We start from the raw sequence: 12,121 nt of genomic DNA on the forward strand, positions 1-12,121 counted from the left end.
ACTTTTTTTTAAAAACCTAGCTAAAAAATTAAGTTTTACACATCACATTTTATCAAAAATGCCCCTTTATTAGTGTTACATATAAAGAGATTATAATAGTAAGCCATTTTACTAACTAAGCTTTTTTTTTAAAACCATGGAGGTTTATTACTTACAAGTGGTCTAAAAAAATTTATAATTTTAAATGGTTACGCAATGAAACAAGAGCGAATAATGCGATTTTATAATGATTATTGAGTTAAATAGGCTGTCTAAATTACGGAAAACAGTTACCTATTATGTTTTTTAAGCTTTATTTAACACTTATTTTCGGCAAGTTTATAAAAAAAGTATGCGATCATTATAGTATAACAGGTTAGTATGTTATACGGAGTTGTTGCTTTTTTAATTAAACCTCAACTGATAACATCTTTTATTTTACATTTCTTATGAAAAAAATATTACTATTATTTATTTTATTAGCGGGTAGTCCTGTTTTTTCACAAGTAGGCATTGGAACGGATATGCCGAGTTCTTCTGCGCAGTTAGAGATAAAGTCTTCTAATAAAGGAGTTCTGATCCCTCAAATATCTTTAACAAGTGCAACAGATCAAAATACAATTACAGCAGGAAATCTTGAAAGCTTGTTAGTTTATAACACTACCACAAATACAACGCTTTCGCCTGGATATTATTATTGGCAACAAGACCGTTGGAATAAATTGACAACAGAAACTGATTTGCCAGACCATATCGTTTTTTGGGATATTGTAAAAAATGAATTTACATATTCTGACCCCAATGGCGATTTAAAACCTATTAACATTTCCAATTTAGAGACCCTAACTTTTATAGGTCTTAATTCTGATGGATATTCTTTAGAATATACAGGAGAAAATGGGAATTTGTCTAGCATTGATTTAAGAGAAGTTGTAAAAAATGTTGAAACTTTAACAACTCTTAAGTTAAATGAAGACCGTTCTAGTATAAATTATGTAGATGAAAATGGAGACTTAACTCAATTAAGCTTGAGTAATCTTGTTAAGAATCTAGAAACACTTTCAACATTAGTTGATAACGGTGATGGAACAATTACTTACACTGATGAAAATAATGATAATGTTATCATTAATTTGAGTACTGGTCCACAAGGTGTATCTGGTGTTGACGGAAAAGATGGTGATACACCCGAGATTGGAACCAATGGCCACTGGTTTATTAGTGGTGTAGACACACAACAAGTCGCACAAGGGCCGAAAGGTGATGTGGGCGAACGTGGCATTCAAGGGGAAACTGGACTAAAAGGAGACCAAGGCGAACGTGGCATTCAAGGCGAACAGGGTGTTATGGGTGCTACAGGGGCTGCAGGCCAAAATGGGATTGATGGAAAGGACGGGAAAGATGGCGATACGCCTGAGATTGGAACCAATGGCCACTGGTTTATTAGTGGTATAGACACACAACAGGTCGCACAAGGACCGAAAGGCGATAAAGGTGATGTAGGCGAACGTGGTATTCAAGGGGAAACTGGATTAAAAGGAGACCAAGGTGAACAAGGGCCAGCAGGAGTTGTAAGCCCTAAAGATTTATCAGCTAGCGACACTTCTATAACTGTAGCGAACGGTATCGGGGCCACTTTGTTAGACGCTAACGTAAAAGTTACAGACGGTGGTATAACTACAGAAAAACTGGCAAATGGAGCGGGTACTGCCTTAAAAATAAATGCAGATGTTGCAGGAGTTGGACTCATTAAAAATACAGCTACTCATGCTTTAGATGTTCAAACTCATAACGGCCTGAGTATCGATGCAACAGCAGATGCTATTCAGTTGGGTGGTAGTTTAGTTAAACCAACCGTTATTAATACTAATGCGACCAATACTTTAGCGATTACTGGACTCGAATCAGGTACTTATAAAAACAACCTCCTAGTAGTGGATCCTGTGTCTGGAGTTGTAAAACAATTAAAGGCAGCATTGCCTACTTTTTTCTACATGCCCTCAGTGGTTATTTACACAGCGGCAGACCAAGTGCCACTAGGCGACGTTTTCGGAACTGTAAATCTTTATGCAAAATACAAAGCTCAGTTTGAAACACCCATGGTTTCAAATCCTGGAGCAACAACAAGCATCCCGGTATTACAACAAAATGAATTGGATTATTTCATTACGTGGTATGATACCTCTGTTTTTGAAAATGTTTCCATTAGCAATACAGGAATTTTAACTTATTCGGTAAAAACTACTGCTGAAGTTTCATTGGGCTCTTTTATGAATATCATTTTTACTGTAAAACCAGATTAATAATGTGTTTTAAAATTAATTATAAACTATTACAAATCGCATTTATACTATTAATTAGCATAATTAACGTGAACGCACAATGTTATCCAGACAAAATCGTAACTGCAGCGTTCGCCACAGATGGTTTGAGTCCCTATAAAGACAATGTGCTCTGGTTAACATGGGGGTCTCCAGATCAACAGACTTATCCTTATGGGCGTCATGATCGTCCATTAAGTGTAGGCGCCACTTCTTATGCTTCGATAGACTTAGGAGATGATAGGTTTCTGTGTATAAAAGCAGAAATAGAGAGTATAGACGGGGCTGTAAGCTCATATGCACCAGGAAACTGGCAAGGCGATTATTTAGATGATTTATATCATATTGGCGGAACAGGAAGCAGTAATCAACTTGTTTCTGGTATTAAAAACAGAACAAGCTCTAGCTCGCCAAAAATAACTATAAAATGTTTAGCCACCTTGGATGGCAGCCCCATCAGGTTGTCTGGATTAGTGGTTGCCGATGCAGAATCTTTAAATAGATCTGGGGAGTACATAAGCACTACGGCCGATGGTAACTGGACTTTAGTTGAGGTAAAGAAGAATATAGGTCAGCAATCTTATGACGTTCGAAAAGAAATTGTTTTTGAAAACGGAAGTCCTACTTCAAAAAGAACTATAAAATTTTTGAGAGGTAATGACAACAATACGATGGCAGTTTCATTTTTAAAGTTTAATGAATCGGCATATCATGTTATTGGGCCTAATCCAGATTTTTCTGTACAGGTAAAGGTCGATTTTCATGGGGGTGGAATAACCGCCATTGCTTTAGGGCTATTGCCTCCCGATGTGGACGGGGGCGATGCGCCAATTTCTTATGGAAAACCGCTACATCTTATCCAAAGATTGAATTTTACTAATGATGGAATTGTTCCTGTTAATGAGGGGGCTAATAGTGTGACAAATATAAACACAAGCTCCTATAAGGCTGGAGCTTTAGTGGATAATGGTAACATAAGCCATTTGGGGAGTACCGCCCCAGATACTGAAACCATTTCTATTCACAGTAAAGACGCATTGGGAGATGATCATAATGGTTCAGCAGGGCCAAAGGAAGAAGATGCTTGGCCTAAAGAATATAAGAGGTTTTCTTTTAAGGTAAACTACTTGCCCGGCAATATAATAGCAGCTAATATCCCTTATAAAAGTTACACAGATGGATATGTAGTAGGATGGATAGACTTTAATGGGAACGGGGTTTTCGATTCGAGTGAAAAACAAGAAATGTTTGCCCCCTCTACAGGCGGCACTATGGAAAGCGTGCTTTTAAAGTGGGAAATTCCTGGAACGCGAAAACCATATAGTACGTTTGTGAGATTGCGTCTTTCGGAATTACCAAATGTGTCTCCCGACGAAATGGTGAATACAGGAGAAGTAGAAGATCATAAAATTTTTATTTTGGGGCCGGTGGTTACAAATCCAATGATTCATTCTAAAGGCAAAGCTCATAATTAGCAAGACCATGGAAATGGATACCATTTGGTAGTTGCTTAAAACTAGTAGGTTTTTTATTAAATAGTTTAAAAATACCACGACATAAAATACTTAAGTCAAATGCATAAAAGATTTTTATTTATAAGTATTCTGTTGTTCTTCATGTACCAGTATACCATATCTCAAACGAGCAATGTGGGGGTGTTGTACATATCAGAAAACACTAAGTTTTCGTTAGTAGAAGACTTTACCAACCTAAATACTGGAGCTTTTTATAATGATGGAGAAACCTTTATATACCGTCATTTTAATAATGATGGCGAATTAGATTTCTATAAAGACACTGGTGTTACCAAGTTTGTTGGCTCAACAGAACAAGCTATTACGGGTACACAAGTGAGCTATTTTTATGATGTGCTTTTAGATAATAAAAGTAATGTAGCACCTTTTAAATTGTCTGGCAACATGGATATTAGTGGCACAACCAACTTTTATCAGGGTATTATAGAAAATGATAATTTTGGTGGACAAATAACCTTTAATCAAAACGGAACCCATGTAAACGCATCAGATGATAGCCATGTGGATGGGGCTGTAAATAAATTAGGGGAAAATGAATTTGTTTTTCCTGTTGGTGATGGTGGTTTTTATCGTTTTACTGGCGTTTCTAGTCTAAAACATTCAAAAACTTTTTTTAAAACTAAGTTTTTCTTTCAAAATTCTAACGTGTTTTATCCGCATGAATTTAAAGCAGGGATAATAGAAGAGATTGACGACCAAGAATACTGGACTATAGAAAAAAAAGACACCCATTCCCCAAATGGATTAATCACACTTTCATGGAGAGATGTTACCACACCTTCTTCTATGATAGAGGCGGCTAAAAAACAAGCATTAACCATTGTACGTTGGGATGCCATTACGAAAATGTGGGTAGATGAAGGTGCTGTTATCGATCTTGAAGCGCAAACCCTTACTACAGCGGTTAAAGATTATGGAGTTTTTACTTTTGGACGTATAAAAACGGACGTTGTTTTGCCTTGTGGCCTTGTGGTCTACAATTCTATTACACCTAATAATGATGGAAAAAATGATTATTTCCTAATTGACCAATCGAGCGCACAATGTGCCAAGAACTTAAAAGTACAAGTGTTTAACCGTTGGGGCGTGCAAGTTTTTGAAACAAATGAGTATGGTGTAAATGGAAATGTTTTTGAAGGGTATTCTACAGGACGATTAACCATGAGTCATTCTGAACAATTGCCCTTCGGTACTTACTATTATATTATCGAATATCAATATGGTGATGAAACGATTAGTAACACTCATAAACAAGCTGGATTTTTATACCTAAGCGCCCAATAAAATGAACAATCTATTAAAACGTTTTAAAAACATACAACTATGCATACTTGTGTTATGTTTAAGCATGCTTTCCTTTTTTACTGCTGTACACGCGCAGCAAGATAGCCAGTTTGCCCAGTACATGTACAATACCATAAGTGTAAATCCTGCGTATGCAGGGTCGAGAGGTTCTCTAAACATTCTGGGGGCTTATAGAAACCAATGGGTAGGTATGGATGGTGCGCCAAAAACACTTAATTTCTCAGTACACTCCCCTATTGGGCTTCAGGGCGTTGGCTTAGGACTTGGGTTTACTAGTGATGAAATAGGCCCTTCTTCAGAAAGTATAATTACGGCAGATTTCTCTTATGCACTTTACCTTGAAGAAACATTGAAGTTATCATTTGGTTTAAAAGGAGGGTTGTCTATATGGGATTTAGATCCAAATAAATTGAATATTTATGACCCCAATGATTATAGCTTAAGACAAGAAAACTACAAGTCCCCTATAATTGGTTTGGGATTATATTTATATACAGAAAAATGGTATATGGGTGTGTCTTCTCCTAATATTTTAAAAACAGATTATCAAGATGATGTCCAGGTATCGACCGCTACCGAAAAAACACATGTATACTTTATAGGAGGTTACGTGTTTACACTCAATCCATATTTAAAACTAAAGCCTGCTGTGCTTGCAAAAGGAGTGATTGGGGCGCCTTTGGCCCTTGATGTTTCTGCGAACGCTTTATTACATGATAAGGTAACGTTTGGTTTGGCTTATCGTTTGGATGCTGCCATAAGTGCATTGGCAGGATTTCAAATCTCAGACCAGCTTATGATAGGCTACGCTTATGATTACGATACCAGTGGAATACGAAATTATAATGACGGTTCTCACGAGATATTTTTACGCTTTGAGCTTGGGACTAGACTTAGAGCAAAGGTAAATCCTAGATTCTTTTAATTCTATAATAAAAAAGGTGTTATGAAAAAAAGTGCTATCATATATGGGCCATTATTGCTTGTTCTTATTTTTTCAAATATGGCATTGGTGCATGGACAAAACAGAGTATTAGAGGAAGCTACCGAAAAATACAAACTTTTGGATTTTATAAATGCTCAAAAAATATACTTAAAGGTGGCTGAAAAGGGCTACCAATCGGAAGAGTTATTCTCTAAATTAGGCAACAGCTATTATTTTAATGCGCAATATGACCAGGCTGTAAAATGGTATGAAAAACTGTTTAAACTAAATGAATATCCTGAAAACGAAATGGTTTTATTGCGTTATTCCCAAGCTTTAAAAGCAACTGGCAACCTTAATCAAGCTAAAACGTATTACAATAGATTTGTAGAAAAAACCGGCCTGGAATCTAATATAAGATATGCAAAAAACTATGAAGCACTTATTTTACAGAATTCAGGAAGGTATCAAATGGATACGCTTAAAAATGTTTACGATGAAAGTAAGATTTCTTTTGGACACTTCAAGTTAAAAAACACGTTGTATTATGCTTCTACAAACCACTCTAAAGGTTTTTTAAATAAGAAAAGTTCTTGGGACGGCCTTAGTTTTTTATCCCTTTATACTATTGCGCTAGACTCGCTTAACCATGCTATTGGTTCTGCTAAAAAACTAAAAGGAGTAAATAGTAAATTTCATGAGTCTTCTCCCGTATTTACTGCAGATAATAATACCATGTATTTTACTAGAAGCAACACCACCTATAAAAATAAAAAAAATAATCAAAATTTAAAGATTTATAAATTAGAAAAAAAAGAGAATACGTGGCAAAAAGCAGAAGAACTCTCTATAAATAGCGATTATTTTTCTACAGCACATCCAGCTTTAAGTCCAGATGGCACCAAACTTTATTTTTCATCGGATCGTCCCGGAGGTTTTGGAGCATCTGATATTTACGTATCTGAGATACTAGCAGATGGTAGTTTAGGTGAACCTATTAATTTAGGAAGTGAAATTAATACGAGTGCTAAAGAAACGTTTCCTTTTGTATCGACCAATAACGAATTGTATTTTTCTTCAGATGGCCATTTCGGTCTTGGGGGTTTGGATGTCTATTATGTAAAAATTAAGGATGCTGGTTTTGGAAACTTATTGAATGTTGGGGCACCTATTAATTCTTATGCAGATGATTTCGCTTTTGGAATCGACTCAGATACAGGTCGGGGGTTTATGAGCTCTAATCGCTCAAGCCAAGCAGGTGCGTTTATTTACGATAATATTTATTCATTTGTTGAAACCCAACCTATTATCGATGTGTTTTATGCCCAAATACAGGGTGTTGTTACAGATAAAAAGACAGGGTTACCCATTGAAGGTGCAAATGTGATTCTTATGGACTCTGAGAAAATAGTTTATAAAGAGGTGCAAACAAATAATAAAGGGCATTATACGGTGGAAACCGATAGGTTTGAAACGTATTTTATGCAAGCGAAAATAAAAAACTATGATGTTGAGGAGTTTATAGCGCAGCCAAATTTAGATCATCAAAACATCAACTTTCCATTACAACGAAACGAAATGGCTTTGACTCCAGGAACAGACTTGGCAAAGGTGCTGAATATACCCATGATTTATTTTGATTTTGATAAATTTAATATTAGAACAGACGCCCAAGTAGAACTAGAAAAGATATTAACGGTTCTTAATACATATCCTAGCTTGAAATTGGAAATCCGTGCCCATACCGATAGCCGCGGGCATGACGCTTATAACAAAGTTCTATCGCAACAACGTGCAAACGCGACTGTAGCGTATATGGTAGACCACGGAATAGCAAAAATAAGATTGGAAGCTGTGGGGATGGGAGAAACAAAACCAGTTAACGATTGCATTAATAACATACCCTGCTTAGAACTGCAACATCAAGAAAACAGACGCTCAGAGTTTATAATAATAGATTAAAATAGAGCGTTAAGTCTTCTTGTCTTTTAGAAGATGTAATGTCGTGCTTTACACTTCTATGAAATACGAACGAAAACAACCGTTTTAAAATATGCAGCATTAAGTTGATACAGTAGATAATAAAAACAAAGAGGCTTTCGGTAACACATTGCAGTAAATTGCTACGCATTTTTAATAGGGTTTCAAAAAACCTGATAATATTAATCTAGCTTAATCCGTGCTTCTTTATTAGCCAATTCCCAAGCGGTATGGAAAATCAGTTGTGTACGGGTTTCTAAGAATTTATAATTTATTTTATCTGGCGTATCAGACGGTCTGTGGTAATCTGCATGTACACCATTAAAGTAAAAAATAACGGGAATATTATGTTTTGCAAAATTATAATGATCCGATCGATAATAAAATCGATTAGGGTCGTTATCATCATTATAAGTGTAATCTAAATCCAACTGGGTGTATTTTGCGTTAACCGCTTCAGATATTTCGTGCAACTCGTTACTTAATTTATCAGAACCAATTAGATAGAGGTAATTGTCTTCGCCTTCATGCTTCGGATCCACACGTCCGATCATGTCTATATTCAAATTAGCAACGGTATTTTCTAATGAAAAAATAGGGTCGACATCGGTATAATATCTTGAGCCAAAAAGGCCTATCTCTTCACCCGTAACATGTAAAAAAAGAATGGAGCGTTTAGGGCCATTGCCGTCTTTTTCTGCAATTTTAAAGGCTTCGGCTATTTCTAAAAGTGCTACAGTTCCAGAGCCATCATCATCAGCCCCATTATTAATGGCACCATTTCCAGAAACGCCTATATGGTCTAAATGTGCAGAAATAACAATAACCTCTTCTGGTTTTTCATTTCCTTTTATATAAGCCAATACATTTTCGGATGCTCCTTTGGATTTTCCTTTAAAAAAAGATTTTGGTATTTCCTGAAAATAATGACCATCGGCCATGGGAGAGGGCACACCTATGGATACGTAATGATTTTTTATAAACTCAATGGCTTTCTTTTGCCCAGGCTCTCCCGTTTCTCTACCTTCAAATTCATCGGATGCATAGATATAAAGGGCTTCTTTTAATTCTGTTTCGGTTATGGTTTTGGCATAATTGGAAATGTTGACATCGGGTTTCGGATTGGTATCTTTGCAAGAACTGCAGGTATAAATAAGTGTAAGTATGCTTAATAAAAATGTCATCTCTTTCATGGGTTATAGTTAAAAAATAGTCATTAATACGCGTATGGCTTTTTTAGGCTACTATTTTACAAGTTTATAGCAAATATAGCCTTTGTAGCTTATACTAACAATTTGTAATATTGCTTTTGTAAAGGCTTTATTTCAAAAAGGAATCATGGCTTTTTGAAAAGCTGAAATGGTAGTTTTAAAAGTGAAACCTTTGGCGCCATACCTTATTAACAGCGGTTGTTATTCTCCGGGGATATCTTCAAAATCAAGATCTAAATTCTCCAATTCATCTATAGCTTCTTCTTTAGAGGCCTCTTCTTTACGGATAAGTTCTTTTGTATTCCCTATTTCCGAGTTATTAAAAGCGGCTTTATACAGGGTAATAACCAAAGCCATCATCGTTAGAAAAAGAGTAAATGGAATGGTTTTGTTTATTTGTCCAGATCTTTTAGATAAGAAATAGGCCAAACCTCCAAAAACAAGAGCCACAACAGCAGGAATTACCGCTAGGTTGGAAGCAGGTAGAACGGATAAAATAATAGCTAAAAAGGATGCTATAGCGGCTAAAACTGTAAACAACTGTTTCATAAATCTTATTATTTCTTAATGTTTAAGTCCTGTTGCAGATTTGATTTTCAATTCTCCATTTCCCACAGGAATATTAAATTTTCCGTATACAATTATTTTATTTTCATCGGCAGTAAGCCATAACAGGTTGCTATTGGAACCGCCTTTAAGAACATCGTTTTGAGAGCCTACGGCTAATTTATAACACAATTTACTACCAAGAGCGGTGGAAATGGTTTCTTTACCTAAATAAGTAATTTTCGCATGGTTTTCTTTGTTATCGAAAAGTATGACAAACGATTTGCGTGTGCCTACAGGCATGTTTTTATAATCAAACAATCTGATATTGTATAATGCAGTAACAATGTCTTTGGTACCTGGCTTTATGATAAGATTTTTGGTTAGTTCTTGCTTGTTTTTTTTTCGTTGTATGGATTTTACCGTATTTGTTTTAGGGTTAAACGTATATTGCATAAATTTGGAATATTTGCCTTCGTTAACATCACGTTTATATAAATAGGGTGTTAGTGCATTAAAGGCAACATAGCTTTCATATAAATCCCTTATTTTAAATAAGTTATCCCATTTTGTATACGTTGCGGCAGTACACTTAAGGCGTAACAATGTGGCTTTTGAGGTCTTAACAGTACTGGTTTCCATGGTTATTTCTGCAATATTTGTAAGAATTCCAGACATATTATAGGACGCCGTATACGTAAGCTTTTCTCCAGAAACAATAGCATTGTTTTGTGAGCTAGCAGATGTGACAATCCATAGAATCGAAAAAAATAAAATCCATTTCATAGGGGTTTTGGGGTTAAATAATTACACGGGATAGTTTAACATTTATTGTGCCGAAAAGTACAATGCATTGTAGAATTATACTAATTTATTTTTGATACTAAATGAAAAAAAAAGGCTAATGACATTTGTCATAGTTTCGCTCATGGCATCGTAATAGATTTACTTTAAATTACTATTGTGATGAAAACCATATTATTACCCACAGACTTCTCTAAAAACTCAATGAACGCGATTAATTACGCCATGTGTTTATTTAAAAATGTAACCTGTAAATTTTACATTCTTAATGTACATAAAGCATCTTCCTTTATTACGGATGATATGGTGGTAGCATCAGCATCCGTTACTATATATCAAACTATTATAGATGCTGCGAAGATTTCCATTGAAAACCTTATAGCTGACATTGAAAAAAAATATGAAAACAAAAAGCATACGTTTCAGGGCATAGTAGATTATGATGATTTTACAGACTCTATAAATCAAAACGCATCCATTAACCATATCGATTTAATTGTTATGGGCACAAAAGGTGCGTCCGGATTAGAAAAAGTTCTTTTTGGAAGCAATACAGTAAAGGTTATGCAACGGTGCTATGCACCGGTTCTGGCCATACCAGATGGTTATAAGTTTAAAGCATGGGATGTGGTAGCGTTTACCTCAAGTTTTAAAGCCTTATATGATCCATCAGATTTAAGACCATTAATTACACTTGCCAAAAGCACACAATCCAAATTATGTGTTTTGCATATTGCCGACAATACTACTTTGCCTATTGAAATTGATAAAAACATCGATTTTTTTAATAAGCACTTTAAAGATGTTGAATATCAATACATAGAAGATAGTGAAGGCGATATTTGTAATAGGATTGAAAACCATATTAACACCAATAATATTAATTTAATAGCAATGATGAATAAAAAGCACTCTTTTTTTGAGCGTTTGTTTTCCACCAGAACTATAGAAAACATTGCTTTTCATATAACGATTCCTTTTTTAGTTATGCATGAAAGTGGTGTGGGTGAAACCCCTAAACACTAAAGTCCCGATTAGCAATATGTAGATTCAAATAAAAAATTGGGTTTCTTATTTATGAAAGCTACAAGGCGATCTTCTAAACTAATTAAAAAGGCTTAAAAAAAAATCCTAAATAAAGCGGTTTCCTTAAAAAGAAAAACTGAATTTATGATTAAGAACGTGTAACCAATCTCAAAAAAACCAAAAGTGCCGAGATTGAAAAAGCGCCACCAATAACATATATTTTTTTAAAGAGATAAACGATAATATTCCCATTGAAAAGATATTTACACCAATTTAACTATTAAAAGTCACAATAAAAGCATTTACATAATGGTGATTTCCAGTAATTGATTTTATTGTTTGCTTGCTCATATCTTTTACGATTTGATGTAGCCATTGTTTAAGGTCCTGCATTGATTTAAACCTTTTGTTTTTAAATCTACTTTTAATATATTGCCATACTTGTTCGCACGGATTGAGCTCTGGAGTGTAAGGTGGGATTCTCAACAA

9 protein-coding genes and 1 pseudogene are annotated in these 12,121 nt (G+C 35.1%); 6 read left to right on the forward strand and 4 right to left on the reverse strand.

The genetic code is table 11. The annotated features are described in order from the left end of the window. Window positions 1-428: 428 nt before the first annotated feature. The 5 genes from ACFFU9_RS08500 (at window position 429) to ACFFU9_RS08520 (ending at window position 8,027) form a co-directional block, all read left to right on the forward strand. Window positions 429-2,282: a phage tail-like protein gene (locus ACFFU9_RS08500; RefSeq protein WP_379860976.1), complete on the forward strand. Its 1,854-nt coding sequence runs from the start codon at window positions 429-431 to the stop codon at window positions 2,280-2,282. Window positions 2,283-2,350: 68 nt separating this feature from the next. Beyond that, window positions 2,351-3,775, forward strand: a complete 1,425-nt coding sequence (locus ACFFU9_RS08505; RefSeq protein ID WP_379860977.1) for a CshA/CshB family fibrillar adhesin-related protein — start codon at window positions 2,351-2,353, stop codon at window positions 3,773-3,775. Between the two features lie 99 nt (window positions 3,776-3,874). Next, window positions 3,875-5,119: a T9SS type B sorting domain-containing protein gene (locus ACFFU9_RS08510; RefSeq protein ID WP_379860978.1), complete on the forward strand. Its 1,245-nt coding sequence runs from the start codon at window positions 3,875-3,877 to the stop codon at window positions 5,117-5,119. 1 nt (window position 5,120) lies between these two features. Then, window positions 5,121-6,065, forward strand: a complete 945-nt coding sequence (locus ACFFU9_RS08515; RefSeq protein ID WP_379860979.1) for a PorP/SprF family type IX secretion system membrane protein — start codon at window positions 5,121-5,123, stop codon at window positions 6,063-6,065. 21 nt (window positions 6,066-6,086) lie between these two features. Continuing rightward, window positions 6,087-8,027, forward strand: a complete 1,941-nt coding sequence (locus ACFFU9_RS08520; protein WP_379860980.1) for an OmpA family protein — start codon at window positions 6,087-6,089, stop codon at window positions 8,025-8,027. A gap of 200 nt (window positions 8,028-8,227) precedes the next feature. Here ACFFU9_RS08520 and ACFFU9_RS08525 read toward each other — a convergent pair whose 3' ends face one another. The 3 genes from ACFFU9_RS08525 to ACFFU9_RS08535 all read right to left on the reverse strand — a co-directional run bounded on the left by ACFFU9_RS08525 (window position 8,228) and on the right by ACFFU9_RS08535 (window position 10,588). Beyond that, complete coding sequence (locus ACFFU9_RS08525; RefSeq protein ID WP_379860981.1) at window positions 8,228-9,238, reverse strand: M28 family metallopeptidase; 1,011 nt, start codon at window positions 9,236-9,238, stop codon at window positions 8,228-8,230. Window positions 9,239-9,457: 219 nt separating this feature from the next. Beyond that, complete coding sequence (locus ACFFU9_RS08530) at window positions 9,458-9,805, reverse strand: FUSC family protein (RefSeq protein WP_379860982.1); 348 nt, start codon at window positions 9,803-9,805, stop codon at window positions 9,458-9,460. A 15-nt stretch (window positions 9,806-9,820) separates the two neighbouring features. Further along, window positions 9,821-10,588, reverse strand: a complete 768-nt coding sequence (locus ACFFU9_RS08535; RefSeq protein WP_379860983.1) for a DUF3108 domain-containing protein — start codon at window positions 10,586-10,588, stop codon at window positions 9,821-9,823. Window positions 10,589-10,768: 180 nt separating this feature from the next. Here ACFFU9_RS08535 and ACFFU9_RS08540 point away from each other — a divergent pair, with 180 nt between their 5' ends. After that, window positions 10,769-11,632: a universal stress protein gene (locus tag ACFFU9_RS08540; protein WP_379860984.1), complete on the forward strand. Its 864-nt coding sequence runs from the start codon at window positions 10,769-10,771 to the stop codon at window positions 11,630-11,632. A gap of 395 nt (window positions 11,633-12,027) precedes the next feature. On the opposite strand, the pseudogene ACFFU9_RS08545 reads toward ACFFU9_RS08540, so the two are convergent. Further along, window positions 12,028-12,121 (reverse strand): annotated as a pseudogene (locus ACFFU9_RS08545) (transposase); the annotation flags it as partial.

Source organism: Mariniflexile ostreae, from assembly GCF_042427585.1.
Classification (GTDB): domain Bacteria; phylum Bacteroidota; class Bacteroidia; order Flavobacteriales; family Flavobacteriaceae; genus Pseudalgibacter; species Pseudalgibacter ostreae.

What these genes read in the sequence shown, in the direction of transcription:
- ACFFU9_RS08500 (WP_379860976.1), top strand. Translation starts at nt 429, where the DNA reads ATGAAAAAAATATTACTATTATTTATTTTATTAGCGGGTAGTCCTGTT.
- ACFFU9_RS08510 (WP_379860978.1), top strand. Translation starts at nt 3,875, where the DNA reads ATGCATAAAAGATTTTTATTTATAAGTATTCTGTTGTTCTTCATGTAC.
- ACFFU9_RS08515 (WP_379860979.1), top strand. Translation starts at nt 5,121, where the DNA reads ATGAACAATCTATTAAAACGTTTTAAAAACATACAACTATGCATACTT.
- ACFFU9_RS08520 (WP_379860980.1), top strand. Translation starts at nt 6,087, where the DNA reads ATGAAAAAAAGTGCTATCATATATGGGCCATTATTGCTTGTTCTTATT.
- ACFFU9_RS08525 (WP_379860981.1), bottom strand. Translation starts at nt 9,238, where the DNA reads ATGAAAGAGATGACATTTTTATTAAGCATACTTACACTTATTTATACC.
- ACFFU9_RS08530 (WP_379860982.1), bottom strand. Translation starts at nt 9,805, where the DNA reads ATGAAACAGTTGTTTACAGTTTTAGCCGCTATAGCATCCTTTTTAGCT.
- ACFFU9_RS08535 (WP_379860983.1), bottom strand. Translation starts at nt 10,588, where the DNA reads ATGAAATGGATTTTATTTTTTTCGATTCTATGGATTGTCACATCTGCT.
- ACFFU9_RS08540 (WP_379860984.1), top strand. Translation starts at nt 10,769, where the DNA reads ATGAAAACCATATTATTACCCACAGACTTCTCTAAAAACTCAATGAAC.